Annotated in this window: 22 protein-coding genes; 6 read left to right on the top strand and 16 right to left on the bottom strand. The window is 54.5% G+C overall.

Annotated elements, in window-relative coordinates; genetic code table 11:
- Positions 1-4 precede the first annotated feature (4 nt).
- From lapB to yciH, 3 genes are all read left to right on the top strand, one after another.
- A complete protein-coding gene (lapB, locus tag UR289_RS06005; RefSeq protein ID WP_320709428.1) occupies positions 5-1,174 on the top strand; it encodes a lipopolysaccharide assembly protein LapB in 1,170 nt (389 codons plus the stop codon).
- Between the two features lie 185 nt (positions 1,175-1,359).
- Positions 1,360-2,097: an orotidine-5'-phosphate decarboxylase gene (gene pyrF, locus UR289_RS06000; protein WP_320709426.1), complete on the top strand. Its 738-nt coding sequence runs from the start codon at positions 1,360-1,362 to the stop codon at positions 2,095-2,097.
- Positions 2,097-2,423, top strand: coding sequence for a stress response translation initiation inhibitor YciH (gene yciH / locus UR289_RS05995; protein WP_023312064.1), 327 nt, complete (start codon positions 2,097-2,099; stop codon positions 2,421-2,423). The genes pyrF and yciH overlap by 1 nt, the downstream gene beginning before the upstream one ends.
- Positions 2,424-2,528: 105 nt before the next feature.
- Here the strand turns inward: yciH and osmB are convergent, their stop codons facing one another.
- The 3 genes from osmB to UR289_RS05980 all read right to left on the bottom strand — a co-directional run bounded on the left by osmB (position 2,529) and on the right by UR289_RS05980 (position 3,989).
- On the bottom strand, positions 2,529-2,747 hold the full coding sequence (gene osmB, locus UR289_RS05990; RefSeq protein ID WP_008501216.1) for an osmotically-inducible lipoprotein OsmB: 219 nt from the start codon (positions 2,745-2,747) through the stop codon (positions 2,529-2,531).
- Between the two features lie 263 nt (positions 2,748-3,010).
- Complete coding sequence (locus tag UR289_RS05985; RefSeq protein WP_023312063.1) at positions 3,011-3,763, bottom strand: DNA-binding transcriptional regulator YciT; 753 nt, start codon at positions 3,761-3,763, stop codon at positions 3,011-3,013.
- A gap of 43 nt (positions 3,764-3,806) precedes the next feature.
- Entirely contained in the window at positions 3,807-3,989 is a 183-nt protein-coding gene (locus tag UR289_RS05980; RefSeq protein WP_024907126.1) for a hypothetical protein, read from the bottom strand.
- Positions 3,990-4,182: 193 nt separating this feature from the next.
- Between UR289_RS05980 and UR289_RS05975 the strand changes: the two genes are divergently transcribed.
- Positions 4,183-5,052: a crotonase/enoyl-CoA hydratase family protein gene (locus UR289_RS05975; RefSeq protein WP_039263551.1), complete on the top strand. Its 870-nt coding sequence runs from the start codon at positions 4,183-4,185 to the stop codon at positions 5,050-5,052.
- Here UR289_RS05975 and pdeR read toward each other — a convergent pair.
- From pdeR to UR289_RS05940, 7 genes are all read right to left on the bottom strand, one after another.
- The gene (gene pdeR / locus UR289_RS05970) at positions 5,049-7,040 is read right to left on the bottom strand and encodes a cyclic di-GMP phosphodiesterase (protein ID WP_047061011.1); all 1,992 of its coding nucleotides are present in this window, start codon (positions 7,038-7,040) and stop codon (positions 5,049-5,051) included. The two genes, UR289_RS05975 and pdeR, sit on opposite strands and share 4 nt — an antisense overlap.
- Positions 7,041-7,363: 323 nt before the next feature.
- Positions 7,364-9,298, bottom strand: a complete 1,935-nt coding sequence (locus UR289_RS05965; protein WP_033145738.1) for an exoribonuclease II — start codon at positions 9,296-9,298, stop codon at positions 7,364-7,366.
- Positions 9,299-9,386: 88 nt separating this feature from the next.
- Entirely contained in the window at positions 9,387-10,373 is a 987-nt protein-coding gene (locus UR289_RS05960) for a CMD domain-containing protein (protein ID WP_045143074.1), read from the bottom strand.
- Between the two features lie 153 nt (positions 10,374-10,526).
- Positions 10,527-11,315 carry an enoyl-ACP reductase FabI gene (fabI, locus tag UR289_RS05955; RefSeq protein WP_003856831.1) on the bottom strand — a complete coding sequence of 263 codons (789 nt, stop codon included), beginning with the start codon at positions 11,313-11,315 and terminating at the stop codon, positions 10,527-10,529.
- Positions 11,316-11,585: 270 nt separating this feature from the next.
- Complete coding sequence (locus tag UR289_RS05950) at positions 11,586-14,678, bottom strand: multidrug efflux RND transporter permease subunit (protein ID WP_320709419.1); 3,093 nt, start codon at positions 14,676-14,678, stop codon at positions 11,586-11,588.
- A gap of 4 nt (positions 14,679-14,682) precedes the next feature.
- On the bottom strand, positions 14,683-15,591 hold the full coding sequence (locus tag UR289_RS05945) for an ABC transporter six-transmembrane domain-containing protein (RefSeq protein ID WP_320709418.1): 909 nt from the start codon (positions 15,589-15,591) through the stop codon (positions 14,683-14,685).
- 124 nt (positions 15,592-15,715) lie between these two features.
- Positions 15,716-16,102, bottom strand: coding sequence for a hypothetical protein (locus UR289_RS05940; protein ID WP_033146540.1), 387 nt, complete (start codon positions 16,100-16,102; stop codon positions 15,716-15,718).
- Between the two features lie 271 nt (positions 16,103-16,373).
- Between UR289_RS05940 and UR289_RS05935 the strand changes: the two genes are divergently transcribed.
- Positions 16,374-17,078: a response regulator gene (locus UR289_RS05935; protein ID WP_143346894.1), complete on the top strand. Its 705-nt coding sequence runs from the start codon at positions 16,374-16,376 to the stop codon at positions 17,076-17,078.
- Entirely contained in the window at positions 17,075-18,139 is a 1,065-nt protein-coding gene (locus UR289_RS05930; RefSeq protein WP_033145734.1) for an ATP-binding protein, read from the top strand. The genes UR289_RS05935 and UR289_RS05930 overlap by 4 nt, the downstream gene beginning before the upstream one ends.
- Here UR289_RS05930 and UR289_RS05925 read toward each other — a convergent pair.
- From UR289_RS05925 to sapA, 6 genes are all read right to left on the bottom strand, one after another.
- On the bottom strand, positions 18,120-19,061 hold the full coding sequence (locus UR289_RS05925) for an ATP-grasp fold amidoligase family protein (protein ID WP_320709416.1): 942 nt from the start codon (positions 19,059-19,061) through the stop codon (positions 18,120-18,122). The two genes, UR289_RS05930 and UR289_RS05925, sit on opposite strands and share 20 nt — an antisense overlap.
- Positions 19,062-19,222: 161 nt before the next feature.
- Positions 19,223-20,029: a putrescine export ABC transporter ATP-binding protein SapF gene (gene sapF, locus UR289_RS05920; RefSeq protein ID WP_023312051.1), complete on the bottom strand. Its 807-nt coding sequence runs from the start codon at positions 20,027-20,029 to the stop codon at positions 19,223-19,225.
- Position 20,030: 1 nt separating this feature from the next.
- On the bottom strand, positions 20,031-21,023 hold the full coding sequence (gene sapD, locus UR289_RS05915) for a putrescine export ABC transporter ATP-binding protein SapD (protein ID WP_033145732.1): 993 nt from the start codon (positions 21,021-21,023) through the stop codon (positions 20,031-20,033).
- Positions 21,023-21,913, bottom strand: a complete 891-nt coding sequence (gene sapC / locus UR289_RS05910; protein ID WP_032656751.1) for a putrescine export ABC transporter permease SapC — start codon at positions 21,911-21,913, stop codon at positions 21,023-21,025. The genes sapD and sapC overlap by 1 nt, the downstream gene beginning before the upstream one ends.
- Positions 21,900-22,865, bottom strand: coding sequence for a putrescine export ABC transporter permease SapB (gene sapB / locus UR289_RS05905; protein ID WP_320709414.1), 966 nt, complete (start codon positions 22,863-22,865; stop codon positions 21,900-21,902). The genes sapC and sapB overlap by 14 nt, the downstream gene beginning before the upstream one ends.
- Positions 22,862-24,502, bottom strand: coding sequence for an ABC transporter substrate-binding protein SapA (gene sapA / locus UR289_RS05900; protein WP_320709412.1), 1,641 nt, complete (start codon positions 24,500-24,502; stop codon positions 22,862-22,864). Before sapA ends, sapB begins: the two co-directional genes overlap by 4 nt.
- Between the last annotated feature and the right edge of the window lie 12 nt (positions 24,503-24,514).

Raw genomic sequence — 24,514 nt, 5'->3', positions numbered from 1 at the left:
GACTATGCTGGAGTTGTTGTTTCTGCTTTTGCCTGTAGCCGCAGCCTATGGCTGGTATATGGGCCGCAGAAGTGCGCAACAAACAAAACAGGATGAGGCCAACCGCCTCTCCCGCGACTACGTTGCGGGGGTGAACTTCCTCCTGAGCAATCAGCAGGACAAAGCGGTAGACCTGTTCCTCGATATGCTTAAAGAGGATACGGGGACGGTTGAAGCGCATCTCACCCTGGGCAACCTGTTCCGCTCGCGCGGTGAGGTCGATCGCGCCATTCGTATTCATCAGACCCTGATGGAAAGCGCCTCGCTGACCTACGATCAACGTCTCCTTGCGGTGCAACAGCTGGGGCGGGATTACATGGCCGCGGGGTTGTACGATCGCGCTGAAGATATGTTCGCGCAGCTGGTGGACGAAACAGATTTCCGCATCGGCGCGCTGCAGCAGCTCCTGCAGATTTATCAGGCCACCAGCGACTGGCAGAAAGCCATTGATACCGCTGAACGTCTGGTGAAGCTGGGTAAAGATAAGCAGCGCGTTGAGATCGCCCATTTCTACTGTGAGCTTGCTCTTCAGCAGATGGGCAACGACGACATGGATAAAGCCATGGCGCTGCTGAAGAAAGGCGCCTCGGCGGACCGCAACAGCGCGCGAATATCCATCATGATGGGGCGCGTCTTTATGGCGAATGGCGACTACGCCAAAGCCGTTGAAAGCCTGCTGCGGGTTATCGACCAGGACAAAGAGCTGGTCAGTGAAACGCTGGAAATGCTGCAAACCTGCTATCAACAGCTCGACAAGCAGGAAGAGTGGGTAGCGTTCCTGCGTCGCTGCGTGGAAGAAAATACCGGCGCCACCGCTGAACTGATGCTCTCAGACGTCGTTGAGCAGTATGAGGGAAGCGACACCGCGCAGGTTTACATTACTCGTCAGCTGCAGCGTCATCCGACCATGCGGGTGTTCCACAAGCTGATGGATTACCACCTGAACGACGCAGAAGAAGGGCGCGCCAAAGAGAGCCTGATGGTGCTGCGCGACATGGTTGGCGAACAGGTGCGCAGCAAGCCGCGCTATCGCTGCCAGAAGTGTGGTTTTACCGCGTATACGCTCTACTGGCACTGTCCTTCCTGCCGCGCCTGGTCCACCATCAAGCCAATCCGCGGCCTGGACGGGCAGTAATTTTTTAAAACGCCGCATTTTAGTTACAACATACTGATCGTTTTTCCCGTATCCTGAACTCCGTGCGGTTTGCCGGCCTGGCAGGCGCGTAAATGGATCCTGTCAATTTGCGGCGTCGGCAGGTAGAATGCTGGCCGTTTATCTGTTCCGCGCCGCTGCGCGCCCATAGACGAAAAGGGCTGGTCATGACGTCTGTTACATCCTCCACTTCCCGCGTAATTACGGATTCTCCTGTTGTTGTTGCGCTTGATTACAATAAGCGTGACGCTGCACTGGCGTTTGTCGACGGCATCGACCCTCGCGACTGCCGTCTGAAAGTTGGCAAAGAGATGTTCACGCTGTTTGGACCGCAAATCGTTCGCGATCTGCAGCAGCGCGGCTTTGACGTTTTCCTCGACCTGAAATTCCACGATATCCCGAATACCACGGCGCACGCCGTTGCCGCAGCCGCAGAGCTGGGCGTATGGATGGTCAACGTCCACGCATCGGGTGGGGCAAGAATGATGACGGCCGCCCGCGAGGCGCTCCTGCCGTTCGGTAAAGATGCACCGCTGCTGATTGCGGTCACGGTGCTGACCAGTATGGACGAAAACGATCTTCGCGACCTGGGCGTTACGTTGTCACCCGCCGAGCATGCCGAACGTCTCGCGCGTCTGACGCAGCGTTGCGGCCTGGATGGCGTCGTCTGCTCCGCGCAGGAAGCGGTACGTTTCAAATCAGCGCTGGGCCAGGATTTTAAACTGGTTACGCCGGGTATCCGTCCTGCAGGCAGCGAAGTGGGCGATCAGCGCCGTATTATGACGCCTGAGCAGGCGCTGGCTGCTGGCGTTGACTACATGGTCATCGGGCGTCCGGTAACGCAGTCTGCCAACCCGGCTGAGACGCTTAAGGCTATCAACGCATCGCTGAAAAAGGGGGCCTAATGACCGATTCCAACAGCCGTCTGGTCTATTCAACCGATAGCGGGCGTATAGACGAGCCGAAAGCGAAAGTGGAACGTCCAAAGGGGGACGGCATCGTTCGGATCCAGCGCCAGACCAGTGGACGAAAAGGGAAAGGGGTTTGCCTAATCTCCGGCATTGACCTGGATGATGCTGAACTGGCAAAGCTGGCGGCCGAGTTGAAAAAAAAATGTGGCTGCGGCGGCGCCGTGAAAGACGGCATTATTGAAATCCAGGGAGATAAGCGCGATTTAATAAAATCACTGCTGGAAGCCAAAGGGATGAAAGTCAAACTGGCAGGCGGTTAAAATAAATGAGCCACGGCAAATGCCGTGGCTCGTGTTATATACGTGCGTATGTCAGACCTGAAAGGCGTTCAAATATCGCAATACCGGGGAAGGCTTAGATAATAATTATTTGCCAACCTGGTGACCGATAATACCACCGACAGCAGCGCCACCTAATGTACCCAGCGTACTACCATCCGTTAATACTGCACCACCGAGAGCACCGGCACCGGCACCAATAGCGGTGTTACGGTCACGTTTAGACCAGTTAGAGCACGCGCTCAGGGACATTGCTACAGTGATTGCCAGAACAGCGGCGGCTAATTTTTTGCTGGTTAAGGTCATAATACTTTCTCCTGAATTATCGATTCACGGAAAGATGTACACGTTAAGTATAGACGAATCGAATACTTAATTCTGTTCTCCGTGAAAGCTGGTCGCGCAGGCGTTACGTAATCACGCAGGTGATAGTCACTTCCTGTTATATCGCTAACATTAATTTTACGACTTTAATGCAGGTTAAACAGGTAAAAACTCTTAAAGAAGTACCAGGAATCATCTCAGAGAAAGAAGGGCGTATGCGCCCGAAATTCGGGCGCGGAGGGAACTCAGGCGGTCGTTTTAATAATATTGACGATCAGCCCGTCATCTTCCAGTTTATTACGGTGCGCATCGCTCAACCGTTCATCGGTAATCACGCGGCTAAAGCGTGAAACCGGGCCCATCGTATAAGGGTGAACGGCGCCAAATTTAGAGCTGTCGGTCAGCACAATGGCTTCACACTCTTTTTCCAGCACGGCATTCACCACGTCGGAGCGCATCATATCCCGGCCGGTAAAACCTGTCTCCGGTTGCCAGCCGTCAATCCCGATAAAGGCCTTGCTGAAATGAACCTGCTGAACATACTGACGGGTCAGCGGGCCTACCATGCTTTCACTTTTTTTCTGGTAAATACCGCCCAGCAGAATCACCTCGCAGCGCGTCTCTTTGAGCAAATGCGCGATATAGCTGCTGACGGTGATGATGGTAACGTCTTTTTGATCGGCAAGCGTGCGCGCCAGAAGGGCATTACTGCTGCCGTTTTCAATAAAGACGGTCTCGCCGTTGTTCACCAGGGACGCGGCAAATTCCGCCAGTTCACGTTTGAGCGCGTAATTATTCATCATGCGCGTCTCGACGTCATCACTGTCCAGCGGGACAGCATATCCGTGAGCGCGACGCAGGTAGCTCTGTTTTTCCAGCAGATTAAGATCCTGACGGATGGTGACTTCAGAAACGCCGGTGGTTTTAGCGAGATCGACTACGCTTACGCGTCCCTGATCGATGACCATCTGCAAAATGAGTTGTTGTCGGGAATTCATAGCATCCATTTAATAAAGCGAAACGAGGTCGGAGACGGTGGGATTAAACTTCCCACGGCGCTTTTGGCTGTCTGTTTTCTGGCGCATTGTCAGCACCATTCTGAGCAAGAAGTTCAGACTTCAGGATCTCGAGATTACGGATAGCAGAGTGATAATCGCCCGCCACCAGGATATCCAGCACGGTATCAATTCGTTGTGCTACAGCTTGTGCGTCAATAGTCGACATAATCTCACCCCAGGCGCGAAAAGTTAATATTTTCAATGATGCAGAAATTAGGTTCAAAAGAGAAGGGAAAAAATGCAATAACTAAATTACATAAACATAAGTGATAAATTTATTCCCCCTCATGCAGCAGGCTTAATGACTGGATTAGTCTAAAACTGCGCGCAAGGCGCTTTTTTATAAGAGGAATTAGACTATGACAGTTATCAATCAGCCTACCTGCACACTGTTTACCGATACTGAACGGTTCACTCAGCTGTCAGGGTATTACGAGGCGGAGCGTCACACGGTCTGGATGATGCTGCGGGCTCAGCCACGTCCTTGCTTTAACCATGCGTTAATAGAGGAGATCATGAACTTTTCATGGCTGGTTCGCCAGTCCGGGTTTGCGGTTGATTTTTGGGTAACCGGATCGCTGGTTCCCGAGATGTACAATACGGGCGGTGATTTACAGTTCTTCGTCGAGTGCATTCAGAACGGACGTCGGGAAGCGTTACGGGCGTACGCTCGCGCCTGCGTTGATTGCGTCCATGCGGCCTCACGGGGGTTTGATACGGGAGCCATCACTCTGGCAATGGTAGAAGGCAGTGCGTTAGGGGGCGGGTTTGAGGCCGCTCTGGCGCACCATTTCGTCCTGGCTCAGCGCGATGCCCGTTTAGGTTTCCCGGAGATAGCCTTCAACCTGTTTCCGGGTATGGGAGGATATTCCCTGGTTGCACGCCGTGCAGGCATGAAGCTGGCGGAGGAACTTATCTACAAAGGGGAATCCCATACGGCTGAATGGTACGAGCAGCACGGGCTGGTGGATGTCCTGTTTGAACCGGGACAAAGCTATGTCTCTACACGAACCTTCATCGATACGCTGCGGCCAAAACTGAATGGCGTAAGGGCGATGCTGCGCGCCCGTACGCGCGTTCTGCAATTGCCCCGCAGTGAACTGATGGACATCACGGAAGACTGGGTTGATGCCGCTTTCTGCCTGGAGCCGAAAGATATCGCCTACATGGAACGTCTGGTCACGCTGCAAAACCGCCATCACGCGGCGGGCCTGCGTAAAGCCAGTTAACGTTGATTTCGCGCTTGATATCGTTTTAGCCATCGCTCGAATGCGGCAGCGGGCATCGGCTTAGCAAACAGAAAACCCTGCCGTTCGTTGACGCCGTTCTTGGTCAGAAAGGCGTCTTCTTTTGCATTCTCCACACCCTCGGCAATCACCTGCAGATTTAACGCCTGCGCCACCGCGACGATAGCGCGCACCAGTGACTGGGAAATAGACTGCTTATGAATATCCCTGACGAAAGATTGATCGAGCTTAATGGCGTCGATAGGGAAGCGGGCCAGCTGAGAAAGGGAAGAGTAGCCGGTGCCAAAATCATCCAGATGAATTTGCGCCCCGAGTCGGCTGAACTGCTGGATCACGGACAGCGCCAGCTCTTCATTTTCGATAAGACAGCTTTCGGTCAACTCAACGTCGACCGGGCAGTATTCAAAATTCAGATCCTTCAGCGCCTGCTTTAAGTCGCTGAAGATGGTCTGGTCGGCCAGCTGGCGTGCAGAGACGTTCACCGCCACGCGCAGGTTTATTCCCTTATCGCGCCATTTTGCCACCTGGCGAACCACATCGAGCATCACCCAGCGGCCCAGCGGCACAATCAACCCCGACTCCTCGGCATAAGAGATAAACTCCAGCGGCGGGATCAGGCCGCGTTCTGGTGATTGCCAGCGGACCAGCGCTTCAAGGCTTCTGACTTCTCCGCGCCAGGTTATTTTCGGCTGATAGTGGATCAGAAGCTGATCGTTATCCAGCGCCTTGCGCAGGTTGGTATCCAGCCAGAGATACTCAAACACGCGCTGGTTCATCTCGGGGGAGAAGACGCAGAACTTGCCCCGGCCGTTTTCTTTGGCGGTGTACATGGCGGTATCGGCGTTGCGAATAACGCTTTCCCGGTCGTTCCCGTGCTGCGGGGCGAGGGCGATACCCAGAGAGCAGCCGGTATAAATCTCAATCAGACCGATTCGGAACGGCTGGCGCAGACGGGTTAAAATGCGCGACGCCATCGCCTCCAGAGATCCCTGAGAGGTATTGGTGGCCATGACGATAAACTCATCGCCGCCAAGACGCGCCAGCACCTGTTCTTCATCCAGACAGCTCAAAATGGCGAGGGCGACAGCCTGCAACAGCTGATCGCCAAACATATGCCCGTAAGCGTCGTTGACCTTTTTAAAGTTATCCAGATCGAGATACACCACGCCCACCTGCGTGTCGCCGCGGTTGTCGATGGCGTCAGAAATCAGATCGTGGATCGCATTGCGGTTTGGCAGGCCGGTGATGGTATCGGTATTGGCCAGCACGCGCAGCCGCTCCTGAGCGCGGCGCTCCTCGGTAATATCGGTCCCGGAACAGATAAGGAAAATTTCATTTTTACCGCTGCCGCTGTGCACGAATTTGTTTCTGAACAGAAACAGGCGCTGCCCTTTACGCGTTTTGATCCAGCGTTCGACTTCGTAGGAGCTGCCGTTGCGAAAAAAACCGGTAATATTGCGCTTTGAGGCTGCCGCTTCGCTGCGGCTCATAAACAGCTTAAATACGTTCTGACCAATGACTTCTTGCTCTTTCAGGCCGGTGTACTCTTCGCTAAGCCGGTTAAAACGCTGAATATTGCCGTGCTGATCGAGAATAACAATGACGGAGTTGGCCTCAGAGACAACCTGCTCCGCGAAAGAGAGCCCCTGAGCCAGATCGCGCGCCACGGAGGGCGTATCGTTCCAGGCGGAAGCGGTGCCTGCCCACTCGTTGCGGGTGATTTTACGGCCCACAAGATGAACCGGGACATCTTCTCCGTACAGGGAGAGCGACATGGAAATGCTGGAGGTAATAACGGTTAAATGACGGATGAGATCGGCCTGTTCTTCATCCAGCGCCACGACCTGAGTGACATCGGCATTTTCGCTGGTGGAGAGGTGCAGAGCGTTGCTGTCAGCTGACAGGCGCCACCACGGGCTGTGAGTTCCCATGTAGCGAAACAGCAAATTCTGCTCCAGATCGTCCATCATGTTTTCTCCCGCAGCTGTTCATTAGCGCACAAATTATTCATTTGCTGTCGACTTTTCCGTTGAGAAACAGCGGCAAAACCGAAGTGAACCTGTTGTTTTTCCCTGCTTTCTTATAATAAAACGAGTCAGGTTAAAAAGGATACTGAGCGTATAGAAATTCACGTAACCGAATATAACAACACTCTTTTACTGTAGATAATTATGGCGGTTTTGGGCGAAGGGATGCTGAAAATAGTAAGGAAAAATAATGATTTTGTGGCGGGGATAAAAAGAAAAATTGTCGGCCCTTCCGGAAAGGAAACGGCCGACAATTGAACCGGTTATCAGGCGACAGGGCGCGCGATAATACTGCGGGTTTCCATGCGAACTTCGGCGATAGTAACGTCAATCACGTCGGTGACTTTGTAAACTGTTTCACCTTTAATTTGCACGGTACCGTTTTCCTGGCTACAGACCATTTCGTCACGAACCGCATGCAGGAACGGCGCAGGAATAAACGCGACAGCACCGTTATCGACCAGACGGACGCGCATGCCCCCGCGGCTGATATCGATGATCTCTGCGGCGAAACGGGTATCCGTACCGGCTTTATCCTGCAGGAAGCGTGCATACAGCCAGTCACCAACGTCACGCTCGGCCATGCGGTTCAGACGGCGACGATCGGCCATCTGCAGCGTGGTGTCCTCCTGAGGACGGGCAATGGTTTCACCTTTGATAATCGCTTTCAGCAGACGGTGGTTAACCATATCGCCATACTTACGGATCGGCGATGTCCAGGTGGCGTAAGCTTCGAGGCCAAGGCCAAAGTGCGGGCCAGGCTCGGTGCTGATTTCAGCGAAGGACTGGAAGCGACGAATGCGGCTGTCCAGGAAGCCCGACGGCTGCGCGTCCAGCTCGCGGCGAAGCTTGCAGAAGCCCGGCAGCGTCAGCACTTCTTCCGGATCAACGTGCACATCGTGAGTCTTCAGCAGGGCCGCCAGCGCTTCGGTATTCGCCGGATCAAAACCAGTGTGGACGTTGTAAATACCAAAGCCCAGCCTGTCGCGCAGCACGCGTGCGGCACAGATGTTGGCGGAAATCATCGCCTCTTCAACGATGCGGTTCGCAATGCGTCGCGGTTCGGCCACGATGTCCAGCACTTCGCCTTTCTCGCCCAGAACAAAGCGATAATCCGGGCGGTCTTTGAACACCAGCGCGTGGGTTTTACGCCACTCGCCGCGGTTCAGGCAGATGCGATGCAGCAGGCGGATTTGCGCGGCAATGGCGTCTGATTCAGGTTTCCAGCTACCGGTATTTTCAAGCCAGTCGGAGACGTTATCGTAGGCCAGCTTGGCTTTCGATTCGATGGTGGCGGCAAAGAACTCGATATCGTCTTCAATCGCGCCATCTGCGGCGATAGTCATGCGGCAGGCAAGGACCGGGCGCACTTCATTTGGACGCAGCGAGCAGAGATCGTCTGACAATTCGCGCGGCAGCATCGGAATGTTGAAGCCCGGCAGGTAGTTGGTGAACGCACGGATTTTCGCCGCGTCATCAAGCTTGCTGCCTTCGGCAATCCAGGCGGTTGGATCGGCAATGGCGACGGTCAGATGCAGTTTGCCATCGGCGCTCTCTTCAGCGTACAGCGCGTCATCCATATCTTCCGTGCTGGCGCTGTCGATGGTGACAAACTCCAGCGCGGTGAGATCGCGGCGCGTCAAACCTTCGTCCTGCATCTCGGTCGCTACGCCGTTCGGCGCTTCTTTTTCAAGATTGTGGCGTGCCAGCGTGACCCACCATGGTACGAAATGGTCGGCGCCAAAGGTGATGAACTGGGTCAGCTCAGCATAAAAACCGCGATCGCCTTTCAGAGGATGACGGCGCATTTCTGCTACGGCCCAGTCACCTTCTTTAAAATCATGCTCAACGCCACGGGCGGCGCGGCAGGGAATGGCATCTTTCAGCAGGGGATGATCCGGCACGATAGCAAGACGATCGTCTTTTCTCTGCACCTTACCCACAAAACGGGTCAGGAACGGTTCGATCAGTTCTTCCGGCTCGGCAGACTCGCGGTCCTTCTCGGTATGAATGACGGCCATGACGCGATCGCCATGCATCACTTTCTTCATCTGCGGTGGCGGAATGAAGTAGCTTTTCTGCGCGTCAACCTCAAGGAAGCCAAAGCCCTTTTCCGTGGCTTTTACGACCCCTTCTGCACGCGGCGTCTGGGAATGCAGTTGCTGTTTAAGCTGCGCTAGCAGCGGGTTGTCCTGAAACATAATGTTCTATTTTCGTAGCCATTGAGCGGCTGACAGTTTTACGCGATTCTCACTGTCTCAGCAAGCGCTCTTTGGGTAATTAGTATGGTTATTCCTCTTTACCAAACGCGACTTTCAGACGATTGAGCCAGCCATCAAACGCGCTCCGGGTAAGCAGCGTGATGGCATGTTCGCCGGGGAGTCCCTGATCCGTGAGCGGGGTAAACTGCGCGGCGCTGAAGCGGTCCGGAGAGCGCGTCAGCAGTTCGACCGCCGCCGAAAGTGCGGGGGACGTCAGCGGGATCGCTTCGCGGGTATTTAACAGGATTTCTCCGGTCAGGTCGAGCAGCGAAGGCTCATGGCAAAGGACCGGCGTCAGCGCCTCCAGCGCGGGTTCTGCCTGCCAGCGGGACAGCGACTCAAGCTGATGCGCACTCGCATAGCGCAGCTCGACGACGGGCAACAGCGGCACCCACGCGGCGTGGCTCGCGGGCAGCGTGTGCGGCTGAATATGATGGCCTGGCAACCAGCGAACGGGGTGTCCTAACAGGGCCTGAAAAACCGCGACCACGCGCGCCTGAAAACCAATAAACCCGATAATCTGGTTAATCACCACAATGTCATAGATTGACAGGCCAACCTCATCAAGCTGGTTCTGCGCTTTATCATCAATGACATCAGGGGAGCTGGCGAGCTGGCGGGCATACTGCGTAATTTGCGCCAGACGTCGGTTGCTTTCGCGCGAGGAGTCCGGGCCGGGAAGCGGGGCGAGGAGGGCGGCGTAATGGTTACAAAGCCGCTGAACGCCACAGGCCTGTGCGACCGTTAGCGCGGTGCTGAGCCGATCGTAGGCGCTGAGCGTATGCAGGCGGTTCACGGGAATCGAGAGCGGAAACAGCTGGTGGCATAAGGCTCTGGCAGGGGTAAGCCAGCCAGAACAGGCGGCGACAATCTCATCAGGCAGGGCTAAATCGAGCAAAAAACGATCGTCGACGTTAGCGGCTTCGGGCACCAGAGGCAGAACATCCGTCTGCGCGTGGTTCGACTGGGTCTCGTGATACCAGTGGCCTTTGCCGGAAAAACGGCGTTGTTCCATGTGCGTTCCTTGATCTCAAAATGGCGATCAATATCCTGGCGTAAGGCAGATAAAGGGAAAAATATTGTTAGGTGATAACAAATAGCAGAACGGAATAACGAAGGGGCGGTGCGGGGGGAAAACTCTCTTCCCGTGCGGGAAGAGAGTCACAGCTTATTTAATTTCCAGCTCGTTCATTGCAGCGATGTTGAAGCCGCCGTCAACGTGAACCACTTCGCCGGAGATACCAGCGGAAAGGTCAGAGCACAGGAATGCTGCAGAGTTACCCACATCTTCAATGGTAACGGTACGACGAATCGGGGTAACCGCTTCGCAGTGTGCCAGCATTTTACGGAAATCTTTAATACCGGAAGCTGCCAGGGTGCGGATAGGACCTGCAGAGATGGCGTTAACGCGCACGCCTTCAGGACCCATTGCGTTCGCCATGTAGCGTACGTTGGCTTCCAGAGAGGCTTTCGCCAGGCCCATAACGTTGTAGTTAGGGATAGCACGCTCAGCGCCCAGGTAGGACAGGGTCAGCAGGGCTGCGCCCGGGTTCAGCATCGCTCGGCAGGATTTCGCCATCGCAACGAAGCTGTAGGAGCTGATGTCGTGAGCGATTTTGAAGCCATCACGGGTAACCGCGTTCACGTAGTCGCCGTCCAGCTGGTCGCCAGGAGCGAAGCCAATGGAGTGAACGAAACCGTCGAATTTCGGCCATGCTTTTGCCAGTTCAGCAAACATGCCGTCGATGCTTTCGTCTTGTGCAACGTCACATTCCAGAACAATGCTGGAACCCAGCTGCGCGGCAAACTCTTCAACACGGCCTTTCAGCTTGTCGTTCTGGTAGGTGAACGCCAGCTCAGCGCCTTCGCGATGCATTGCCTGTGCGATGCCGTATGCGATGGACAGTTTGCTGGCAACGCCAGTCACCAGAATGCGCTTACCGGAAAGAAAACCCATAGCTTTAATCCTTATATTCATTGCTAATTTTGCCTTGTAATTCATAGCGTTACAGGCAGTATTTCAAAATCATTCGAAATTAGCTCGAAATTATAGCCCACTCACAGCCCCTTGTGTCACGATATTTCTCGCTCTTCTCCGAAGACGCCTGCCCCGAAGAATGCGCCGAGGACTCGCGGGGGCTCAAAATTTCAGCATTCGTCCAGTATATCACCCGGCAACAGGTTCACCTCATCCAACCAGCGAGGAAGCGCGATCCCGCGAGGGTATTCACGCTTTCCTGAGGCTGTCGATGAAGCGCGCGATGACGATAAAGAAAACCGGTACGAAGAAAATGGCGAGAAGCGTACCGCTAATCATGCCGCCAAATACGCCGGTACCGATGGCATGCTGCGTACTGTCGCTCGCACCATTGGCCAGCATCAACGGAACAACCCCTAAGGTGAAGGCTAACGACGTCATCAGAATAGGGCGCAGGCGCTGGCCGGCGGCATGAATGGTTGCCGCCAGCAGGGGCTGCCCCTGGCGATGGAGCTGCCTCGCAAATTCAACAATCAGAATGGCGTTCTTGGCCGACAGGCCGATAAGCGTAATCAGGCCGACCTTGAAGAAAACGTCATTCGTCATGCCGGCAACGGACACCGCGATTACCGCGCCGATAAGACCCAGCGGAACGACCAGCATGACCGCAAATGGAATAGACCAGCTCTCATACAGGGCGGCGAGCACCATAAACACGACCAGTATCGACAGGACGATAAGGCCCGGAAGCTGAGATTCCGATTTTCTCTCCTGCAATGAACTGCCGGCCCACTCGCCAGCCATGCCCTGAGGCAGACTCCTGGACACGTCCTCCATAACCTTCATTGCGGTGCCGCTGGACTCTCCCAGCGCCGCATTTCCGGTAATGCGAATAGCCGAATATCCCTGATAACGCGTCAACTGCTGGGGCGCAACGTGCCAGGAAAGCGTGGCAAACGTCGATACCGGCACCATCTGTCCCATCCGGTTTTTCACTGATAATGTCAGTATCTGCTCAGGCTGCATTCGGTAGGGCGCATCGGCCTGAATGATCACCTGCTGAACGCGGCCGTTGTTCGTATAGTCGTTGACGTAATTTGAGCCCAGGGTGACGGAGAGCGTCTGGTTGATTTCATCAAACGAGACGCCCATCGCTTCCGCCTTTTCTCTGTCCACCTGGAGCGCGAGGCTTGTTCCTTCCGGCAGACCGTCTATATACACGTCACTCAGTTCAGGGCGCTGGTTGGCCTGCAGGACCAGCGCGTCGGCAGCGCGCTTTAACGCCTCGTAGCCCAGTCCCGCTCTGTCCTGCACGTACCAGGTGAAGCCCGACGAGGTGCCCATATCCGAAATGGCCGGCGGGAGCAGGCTCATCGTGACGGCATCAGAGACGTTTGCCATGCTGGCCTGTATCCGGTCGGCTTCCCCCTGGGCCGTCGAGCCCTGCCGATCTTTCCAGTCCTTCAGCGTGGTGAAGGCCATAGCCGAGTTAGGTCCTGAACCTGAAAATCCAAACCCCAGGATCATAATGTTGCTTTCAATATCCGGCCGGGCCGCAATTTCCTCTTCAAATTTTTTAACCACGTTGAGGGTACGCTGCATCGTGGCATCAGAAGGCAGCTGGATTGAGGACATAAAGTAGCCCTGATCTTCATCCGGCAGAAAAGAAGACGGTAGCGAAGACAATCCCAGAAACAGCGCAGCACAAAGCGCAGCGTACAGGAGCAGCATACGCCCGGTTCGCTTCAGAACGGCACCCAGCCCGGCTTCGTAACTGGCGGTGAGCGAACGAAAGCGCGCGTTAAACCCGACCGCGAACCTTCCGCCTCTCTTTCCTGGCTTATGCGGCTTGAGTAGCGTTGCGCACAGGGCAGGCGTCAGCGTCAGGGCAAGAAACGCGGACAGCAGTATGGAGACCGCCATGGAAATACAAAATTGTCGGTAGATAATCCCGACGGATCCTTCCGCAAACCCCATGGGGATAAAGACGGCGGTTAGCACCAGCGTGATGCCAATAATCGCCGGAGTGATTTCCTGCATGGCTTGCCGCGTGGCGTCACGCGGGGACAGGCTTTTTTCCTCCATCAGTCGTTCAACGTTCTCCACGACCACGATGGCATCATCAACGATAATCCCTATCGCCAGCACCATGCCGAACATCGTCAGAATATTGATGGAGTAGCCGCTCAATAGCATCACGGTGAATGTGCCAAGAAGTGCGACGGGAGCCACAATCGCCGGGATAAGCGTACAGCGTATCTTGTGCAGAAACAGCAGCATAACCAGGAAGACCAGGACCATCGCTTCCACAAATGTCTGAACGACCTTCATGATAGAAAGTTTCACAAACGGCGCGGTGTCGAAGGGGATCGTAAACGCCATTCCTTCGGGTAACACCCGGGAAAGTTCGTCGATGCGCGCCCGTACGCCGGAAGCCGTACTCATCGCATTCGCGCCAGGCGAGAGCTGGATTGCCGCCGCCGTTGCGGGCACGCCATTTTCGCGGATACCAAAAGCGTAGCTTTGCAGGCCAGATTCAATCCGCGCAATGTCGGACAGTTTCAGGCGGGCGCCGGATGCGTCAGATTTCAGGGTGATATTCCTGAACGCCTCAACTGAGGAGAGCTGTCCCTTCACGGTGATGGGATACGTCACCCCTTGTCCTGCAGAGGCTGGCTCATCTCCCGTTTTGCCGGGCGAAACAAGGGCATTTTGCTGGCCAACGGCGGTAAGAACATCGCTCACCGAAAGCCCGTAGCCGTGGAGCTTCATGGGATCCAACCAGATGCGCAGCGCTTTTTCGCCGCCAAACAGCTGAACTTTCCCTACGCCGGGCACGCGACGAAGCTCGTCACTGACGTTTCTGGCAAAATAGTCGCTTAAATCGGCTTCCTCAAATTGACCCGTCGCCGACTTCAGCCCCACCATCATTAAAAAGCCAGAGTTAGCGGCCTCGACGTTAATGCCGTTTTGCCTTACCGCCTGAGGCAGACGAGGCTCGACGATCTTAATCTGATTCTGCAGATCCATCTGCGCCAGCTTGATGTCCGTGCCCGGTTTAAAGGTGACGGTAATCGATGCCGAACCGGTTGTGTCACTGGATGATTCAAAGTAGAGCAAATTATCTACGCCGGAGATTTCGCGCTCGATTAACGATACCACCGACGTGTTCATGATATCGGGGCTGGCCCCCGGGTAACTGACGGAAATAATGATTCCAGGCGGCGCCACCGCCGGATACTGCGCAACCGGCAAACGGGGAATAGACAGGAGCCCTGCCAGGACGATAAAAAGCGCTACAACCCAGGCGAAAACGGGGCGTTCAATAAAAAAATGCGGCATTAAATTAACGTCCGGTTACGTGAATTTCATCATCAGTGGATACGCGCTTGCCGATATCCCTGAGCTGCGAAAATTTCTCAAGAAGCTGCGGCGCGTCATCGAGGCTCGTCGCGAACATCCACATATAGGTCATCACCGAGTAAATATGTCCGGCGGTAATGCCGGTTGAGCGCGTCATCCAGACGATGGTCAGCGTAAAAAGCGCGGCAACAAGCACGCCGACCCACAAATAACCCCACGCCTCGCGGTCAGATAATGCGATACGCAAACGCGCCAGCGTGGAGTAATGGCGGTGAAGGGTAGCCGTGCCCGCCTTATGAACATAATCCACTTCTTTTTCCAGCCGATTATTCAGGCGCATGAACAGCCATTCATTTTTACGGGCATATCCTGAGACAAATCCGAGCAGGATAAATACAATCGCAAAGCAGATGACGCCGGCCCAAAATTCAATAAACAGCAACATGATTGCGGCACCAAAAAGTGAGCTCAGCGAGGTAATAAGCAGGGGAAGGTGCATTTCAAAGAAATCCACATATTCGCGCGAGAGCGTTACCCTGGCGGCGATCGCCGAATGGTTAAGCTGATATTTGCGCTGTGCCAGGACGACGGATACCGCGAGTCCGGCATAAATGCGTGCAAACGTGCGCGTGTCAACGCTCCGTCTGGCCGCACCGATGAACCACATACAAAGTACCATCAGGCCATACAGCGCGGCGTTAAGCGTTTCACCGGCGAGGATGGCATTTATCGCGATGCCAGCCAGAACGGGATAAAGTAAAAACGTCACGTTTTCGGCCACCACCAGGAAAAAAGTGACAACCAGTTTTTTCCGGTGCCGTATCGCGAGTTTTTTTAGCGAGTGCATCACTCCGGCAGGTTCAGAAGAACGAAGATTATTACGGTTCATCATTATGGGTAATTTTTATCAGATTTATTAGGTGAGTTATTTTTGTGCAAAATAGCGTGAGGGAGAGTCTACCGCGCGCCTGTTTAGCGGACATGGGCGGTTTGTGGAGGCTGTGTGGAGCAACGGCTCAAATCATTCTCATAATAAGGTACAGCGGGGCTCCACCAAAAAAAATGATCAAATAACACTCGTAGTAAAAGATAAGATCTTCTATATCGGGCATCGCGTTTAACAGCACGGTGAACGTAATAATGAGATAAACAAAAATCACCATCAGCCAGAAGGCGACGACGAGTAGCTCAGTTAACGCGCCGGCTTTATTCTGGATTATCAGAGAGACAACCGACAATGCAATGCAGCCATAGATGATGGGTGAAGAGAGCAGCGTTGAGGCGACTTTTTCATCCATTTTGTGTACCAGCATCAGCCAGGTATAAAGTAATACCCACGACAGCAGCAGGAACAGGGAATATATACCCAGTTTTTTAGGAGAGAAATATTTAGAAAGTTCCATGTTCATTATTTCAGCCAACTTCATAAAATCTTTAAGAAACAGTGGTAATTTGTAACGCGCAATGCACAAAGGGCTATGCCTCAATAGCGATTATGCGCGGACATTGTCGAGTCTTTATTGACTGAATGTGTAGGCTATGTGGAGAAATAACGGGGCATTTAAATCAACCGGGAAATTTTCGTGACCACGGCACTTTTTCGCGGAGGCTGTGTCTTATTGTGCTAAAGATATCTAATAGCGAGCTCAAAGGGATTTCACCCGCGGAGATAAAATGCACAAAAATACGCTGATCCTTGTTGTTGAAGATGAAGACGAAATCGCCGATATACTGATGAGCTACCTGGAGCGTTCGGGAATGAAAACGCTCCGAGCCAGGCAGGGCGAACAGGCCATAGCGCTCGATCGCCTCCATAAACCGGATCTCATATTGCTGGACATTCACCTGCCCGTATGTGACGGCTGGAGCGTACTTACCACGCTTCGTCAGGAAAGCGCTGTCCCCGTCATTATGGTTTCCGCTCTCGATCAGGATGTCGATAAGCTCATGGGGCTGAGGCTGGGCGCGGATGATTACGTGATCAAACCCTTCAACCCTTCTGAAGTTGTCGCCCGGGTTGAGGCGGTGCTGCGCAGGACAAAACCCGCGCTTCAGCAGGCGGGTTCCCAGCCGCTCAGAACGCCATTTATTACGGTCTATCCGGATGACTTCTACGTGGAAGTCACCGTGGGCGCAGAGGTTGTCTCCCCGGTATTAACGACGACCGAATTTAAATTGCTCACATACCTGGTGAGATATCCGCGAAAGGTCTGCTCCCGCGAAGAGCTGCTCAACGCGTGTCTGCCGGAAGGGGATACGCTCGACAGAACGGTCGACAGCCATATGAGCAAGTTGCGTAAAAAACTGGAGCTTGCCGGCCTCTATGGTGTTCCCGAGAGCATCAGAGGCATGGGCTACCGGCTTGGGGAAAAGAAATGAACAAAGAGTCTGTTCTGAGCCGTCAGATCTTAACGTATATGCTGTTGCTGACGTTTACGATCATTGCCATCGCCATACTCGGCTCCTGGTTTTTTTACTCCTTTATTCTGGATCACCTCCCGGGCGGCCCTGCTGCGGGCGATGACGAGCAGATGACGATGTGGGACTGGGTATGGATTGGGACCGCGACTACGATCAGTATGATTATTGCCCTCTTTTTCACGGTCAAACTGTCATCGCGGATCCTCACCCCGCTAAACGCGGTAGCGTCCAGCCTGAAAAAGATTTCTCAGGGCGATCTGGACGCCCGGGCATTCTGCGCCAGTTCCCGGCTGGGTGAGATCAATCACCTGGTGACGGATTTCAATGAAATGGCGGAAAAACTACAGACGCTGGATATTCAGAGGAAATCCTGGAATGCCGCTATTGCGCATGAGCTGAGAACCCCTGTCACGATCTTACGCGGACGGCTTCAGGGGTTGGTTGACGGCGTTTTTACCCCGGATCCGGTGCTGTTTAATAATCTTCTCAAACAGACGGAAGGGTTAACCCGCCTGATTGAAGATCTCCGGGTTATCAGTTCGGATGGCGGGGCGGGATACACGTTATGCCAGTCAAGAACGGATCTAAAAGGGACAATACAGAACGCACTCGATACGTTCATGCCCGAGTTCAGCCGTAAGGCTTTTACCGTCAATACAGACCTGAGGGAGCAGCAGTGCGTATTCGATCCATTGCGCATCAATCAGTGTTTGACCGTTTTATTTGATAATGCCTTACACTATTCAACCTCGCGCACGCTCATCGTGAAAAATGGCGTTTCTGATAAAGGCAATTTTATCCTTATTCAGGACGGGGGACCGGGCATCCCCAGAGAGTTTCATGATTTCCTGTTTCAGCCCTTTCAGCGCGATAATGGCGCCAGACATGTGAACCCGGAAGGCTGTGGTTTGGGCTTGTCGGTGGTAAAAGCCATCATGCTGGCTCATGGTGGCGATGTTACCTATACCTTATCGACGCAAAACCACTCGATATTTAAACTCACCTGGCCCGACTCGTGAGCTTCAGCGGCAGGTCAAATGTGCCTGCCGGCGATAAATGCCATATTTTTCCTAACTTAGCATCCCACTCCTGCGGGGTAATCGTCAGCTTACCGCGTCTCGGGCTTAAGGTTATTTCGCTGAAATAGATTTCATCTTTTTTTAGCATAAGGTCAACGCGGCAGTAGTCAATTCCATCCGCCAGCTCCTGGGAGGCCAACAAAGCCTGGCGGAATAAGAGCGGTTCGCCTGGTTCTGCTGAAGTATTTGGATATTCCATCCGGAAGGGTTGTAAGTTCCAGTACCTGTCATAAACGTTGATAAACCCTTTGCCGTTATCATCCGTAAAATCCGCTTCTACATAGTGGGCAACGCCGTGAAAACAATGGATCCTCAGCATTTCGGGCGTTGTGTTCCTGTCAGCATCGTCGAAGAGATCGACAAACGGCTCGCAAAGTATACTCGGCGTAATGTTTTTGTACTGCCATTCGCGCGTGGTGTAGTAAAGATTTTTCTTTAACGCGAGGCTCAGCTTTTTACACGCTTCTTTTTCATTAAATTGCGCTTTGTTTGTACATATTATTGTGCTGCCGCTGTCATGGTTGCACTTAAGGACGAATTTGTCAGGAAGAACTGAAAAATCAATCTGCGACGGCCTGGTATAAACGCCGATTAATGGCACCGTTTTCACGCGCGTTGTTCTGGAGGAAACATATGCCCGAACGGCGAGTTTATCGGCAAGCATCGTGTAGAAGTTATTATGGTCATAGACCAGTCGATGACATATTTTTTCACTCAACGTCGTGGGCGAGTTAATGTTAGGGGTTTCCCCGGTTGTTCTCTTAAGCCTCACGGTATGAAAATGCAGGTCCGTCATTAAAAATGAGCGGCATTTTCTGATGAGATACTCTGTGTATTTTAAAATGTAAGTGGCGGTGTTCATTTCTTCTCCTCCGTAATGTCCGGATATTCTGGAGAAGAACTGTTGATTGATATTGCTTAAAATATGGAGCAGGGATGGAGACGAAAAATTAAAGGATTAAGTAGCGCACGCAGGCTATTTAATCCTTAATTTAGTGGGGCAATTTGTGTTGAGCGTCGCGCTTAGCGGTCTTTTCTCCACGCATCGGCGGTCAATGCTTCACCAAAATGACCGGCAATCAGTCGTTTTGTCAGCTCATGAAGCGGGGAGGCCATCACATCCGCCGTGCTGCCGCGCTCGACAACTTCGCCCTGGTGCATGACCATCACCTGATCGCTGATGTGCTTCATCATTCCCAGATGCTGGGTGACGTAGATATACGAGATCCCCTGTTTTTCCTGCAATTCCAGCATCAGGTTAATCAGCTGCGAGCGCATCGACATATCCAGCGAGGCAAGCGCTTCATCCGCAATGATCACTTTTGGCCGCAAAATCAACGCACGCGCCAGGCCCAGACGCTGTTTCTGGCCGGGGGCCAGCATATGCGGGTAGTAGCTTTCGTGATCCGGCAACAGCCCAACCATACGCAGGGTTTCAAATACGCGCTTACGGCGCGCCTCTGGCTCCAGGTCGGTGTTCAGACGCAGCGGAAAATCGAGGATCTGAGAGATGCGCTGGCGCGGGTTAAGCGAGGTCGAGGGATCCTGGAAAATCATGCGGATGCGCTGGCTGCGGAAAGAGTAATCGCCGAACGTCAGAGGATGATCGTCAATCAACACTTCGCCTGCAGTCGGTTCAACCATGCCGGCGAGCATTTTCGCCAGGGTGGATTTCCCGGAACCGTTCTCGCCGATGATCGCCAGGGTCTGTTTTTCACGCAGCGTAAAGCTCAGCGGCTTCACCGCGTCGACAGTTTGACGATGAAACAGCCCCGTGCGGTAGCGAAAGGTCTTACTCAGGTTGCGAACTTCCAGTAAGGTTTCGACCATTTCACTCTCTCTCCATGTTCAGCGGGAAATGACAGGCGTACAGATGATTCTTGGCCCCGGTCAGGCGTGGCGTCTCGATACATTTACGCTGAGCATAGGGGCACCTTGGCCCCAGACGACAGCCTATCGGCAGGGATTCCAGCAGCGGAATCGCCCCCGGCAGGGTATTCAGGCGGCTCTTATGCGGCATCGCGCTGCCAAAATCCGGAATGGCGCGGATAAGCGCCTGCGTATACGGATGATGCGGCGCGCCGATCAGATCTTCACTCGGCGCGGTTTCGACCGTTTGCCCGCAGTACATGACGTCAATTTTATCCGCCCATTTGCTGAGCATTTGCAGGTCATGGCTGATCAGCAAAATGGTGGTGTTGTTATTCTGGTTGAGACGCGACAGCAGGCGGAAAATTTGCGCCTGCGTGGTGGGTTCCATCGCGTTGGTGGGCTCATCCGCAATCAGCAAACGCGGCTGATTTGCCAGCGCGATGGCAATCATCACTTTCTGACATTCGCCGTCGGTCAGCTCATAGGGGAAGCTGCGCATCGCATCTTTGTGATCTTTAATCCCAACGCGGTGTAAAAGCTCGATGGCGCGGCGCTTGCGCCAGCCAACGCGTTGCCACCAGCGGCCTTTATAGGTCCAGCCGGGAATGTTCTGCATGAGCTGTTTACCCACGCGTTCGGACGGGTCGAGACAGGACTGCGGCTCCTGGAAAATCATCGAGACGTTATGCCCGACAAGCTTTCTCCGCTCGCGGGGGGAGAGGCGCAGCAGATCGATATCGTCAAAACGCATACGGTCTGCCGTCACGCGCCAGTTGTCTTTCGCCACGCCGCAGATAGCCTTGGCAATCAGGCTTTTTCCCGAGCCGGATTCCCCCACCAGCCCGCGTATTTCACCCTCTGCAAGGGTGATGCTGATGCGATCGACGGCTTTAACCCAGCCTTCACCGGTTTTGAATTCGATGGTGAGGTTGCGAATATCAAGAAGCGGCATTATTGCACCCCCGCGTTAATTGCACGGCGAATACCGTCGCCCAGCAGGTTGATAAGCAGCACGCTCACCATAATGGCCGCACCCGGCAGCATGACCGTCCAGGGTGCTACGTAGATCAACTCCAGCGCATCGCCGAGCATCGCACCCCATTCGGGCGACGGCAGCTGTGCACCGAGATCGAGGAAGCCGAGCGCCGCGATGTCCAGGATCGCCATCGACAGGGCGCGGGTGATCTCAGTGACCAGCCCGGCGGCGATGTTGGGCAGCACGGCAAACCACAGAATGTTGAAGGTCGTCGCGCCGTCCAGACGCGCGGCGACGACGTACTCTTTTTCCAGCTCATCATGCACCATGCTGTAAACCGAGCGCACGATGCGGGGCAGGATAGCCAGCCAGACGGCGAACATGGCGTGCGACAGGTGCGGACCGGCAAAGGCAACAACAATGATTGCCAGCAGCAGGGACGGAATCGACAGCAGCGTATCCAGAATGTGGTTAAGGACCGCCGAACGCAGGCCATGGGTGGATCCCGCAAAAATACCGAGCGCCAGCCCGCAGATCGTAGCCGCGAGCGTCACCACAAATGCGCCGCCGACCGTCGGGGCTGCACCGCTCAGCAGGCGGCTCAACACGTCACGTCCGAGGTCGTCCGTTCCCAGGAAGAAAGAGACTTCACCGTAGCGCGACCAGGACGGCGGCAGCAGCTGATAGCCAAGGAACTGCTGGTCGATGCCGTACGGCGCGAACCACGAGCCAAAGACGCAAAGCAACACCAGGCCGGCGCAGCCGTAAAGGCCGATCATTGCCGTGGTGTCACCATAGAATTTACGCCACACGGTACGCAGCACGCCGGGCGTGCGCTTTTCACTGTATACGCTATCGTAAGGCATACCATTCCTTATGCTTCAATGGGTTAGCCATGGCACCCAGAATATCGGACAACACGTTAACAATAATCACCAGCGAACCAATCACCATCACGCCCGCAGAAATAGCGGCGTAGTCCTGCTGGCGGATGGCGTTAATCAGCCATCGCCCCAGGCCCGGCCAGCTGAAGACCATCTCGGTGATCATCGCCAGCGTCAGCATGGTGGAAAACTGTAATCCCAGACGCGGAATAACCGGCGGCAGCGCGTTGTGCAGGACGTTGCGGCGCAGTATGGTCAGGCGTGACAGCCCGCGAGTGGCGGCGGCTTTGACATAGTTCTGGTCAAACACTTCAATAGTGCTCAGGCGCATCAGGCGGATCACTTCGGTTGTTGGCGCAACCGCCAGCGTCAGAACCGGCAATACCATATGGCGCACGGCGCTGACGATCATCTCATGGCGCCACATCGAATCGGACAGCCACGCGTCAATGATGGCAAAACCCGTCACCGTTTTAACCGTATAGAGCAGGTCAAAGCGACCCGAAACCGGCAGCCAGCCCATCGTCAGCGAGAAGAACAGCGTCAGCAGCAGCGCCAGCCAGAATATCGGGATGGAGAAGCCGAACAGGGCGAGGGCGCTGATAAACTTATCCTGCCATTTATTGCGATAGATCCCGGCCAGCATGCCCACGGGAATGCCGACCATCAGGGCAAAGCCGAAGGCCAGAATACACAGCTCCATCGTGGCCGGGAAAACCTCTTTCAGCTGCTGAGAAATCAGCTGCCCGTTAATGCTGGACACGCCGAAATCCCAGTGCAGCAACCCGTTAAACCAGAACAGCCAGGCATCCCACAGCGACGACCCCTGGAGCGGGGCGTGGGGCGTGAAATAGCTCAGGCTGAAGCCGACAAAGTTCAGGAAAAAGAGCGTCACCAGCAGCAAAAGGAGCCGACGTAAGGTAAAAATAATCATGGTTTTTTCACCTCTTGTTCTTTTTCACGCGACACGCCGGCGAACGAGGCGTTGCCGAACGGACTCAGCACCAGGCCTTTAATATCATAACGATAGGCCTGAAGACGCAGGGAAGAGGCCAGCGGCAGCACCGGCAGTTCCTGGGCAAGGATCTTCTGCGCTTCATCATAGGTGTCGATGCGTGAGGCCAGCTGTTGGGAAGCCAGCGCTTTTTGCAGCACGGCATCAAACTCCCGGTTACACCAGTGGGCGTAGTTGGTCTGCGAATTTATCGCCGCACAGCTCAGGAGCGGCCGGAAGAAACTGTCCGGATCGTTACTGTCGGTCGCCCAGCCGGTCAGGGTTAAATCATGATTCATGTCCATCAGGCGCGCCTCCTGGAAACGGCCCTCAACCGGTACGATGATCACTTTGACGCCCACCTGCGCCATATCTGCCTGCAGCAGTTCGGCGGTCTTGAGCGGGCTCGGGTTCCACGCCTGGGAGCTGGTTGGCACCCAAAGCTGCAAAGTGAGGTTTTCCGCCCCCAGCGCCTTCAGCTGTTCACGCGCTTTTGCCGGATTGTATTCCGTAATTTTAGCTTCACCGTCATAGGCCCACGAGGCGCGCGGTAAAATTGAGGCGGCGGTTTCCGCCGTGCCGTAGTAGATCGACTGCATCAAACGCTGGTTGTTAATCGCCAGCGCCAGAGCGTGGCGTACGGCAGGGTTATTCAACGGCGGCTTATCCGTGTTAAAGGCCAGATAAGCGATATTCATGCCGGGGCGTAACGTCAGGCGCAGGCGCGGATCGTCACGCAAAATGGTGAGCTGGCTGGCCGCGGGCCAGGCGAGCACGTCGCACTCCCCGGTGAGCAGTTTCGACAGACGTCCTGTTCCACCTGAACCGAGATCGACCACCACCTGCGGCATCAGCGGGGTGCCGCGCCAGAAATGCTCATGACGCTGCAGACGAATATACTGCCCGGCGCGGTATTCAGCGAGCTGGAACGGACCGGTGCCGACCGGCTGACGATCGAGTAACTCCTGACGATCTTTTTTCGTCAGGTTCGCCGCGTATTCAGCGGACATGACTGACGCATAGTGGGTCGCCAGATGCCAGAGGAAGGAGGCATCCGGGCGCGTCAGCGTAAATTCAACCGTCCGGTTGTCCAGCTTGCGCACGCTCTTGACGGTATCAGCAAACTGCAGGCTGTCGAAATAGGGGAAATTATCCCCGTTAACGTTATGCCACGGGTGGTTGCGGTTAAAGATGCGCTGGAAGGTAAAGACCACGTCATCTGCGTTCAGCCTGCGCGTGGGGGTAAACCACGGCGTGCGCTGAAACGCGACGTCATCGCGCAGGTGAAAACGGTACGTTGCGCCGTTATCCAGCACTTCCCAGCTTTCCGCCAGCTCAGGCACCAGACGGTAGGTGTATGGGTCAACATCAAGCAGACGGTCGTAAAGCTGCGCGGCCAGGGTATCCACGATCAGGCCGCTGCCCGCTTTTTGCGGGTTGAAGGTATCCACCTGGCCGCTTACGCAATAGACAAAGCCGCTGTCACGAATGTCAGGCTGGGGAGTTTGCCCGGGCGCGGCAAAGGCCAGGCTGCTAAACAGACCGAGTGCTAAAAAGGACGATAAAACCAGACGCATAATTTTTAAGGT

Source organism: Enterobacter sp. 302C9 (assembly GCF_034106085.1).
Classification (GTDB): Bacteria; Pseudomonadota; Gammaproteobacteria; order Enterobacterales; family Enterobacteriaceae; genus Enterobacter; species Enterobacter asburiae_B.
This window is presented reverse-complemented; position numbering and strand designations above follow the sequence as displayed.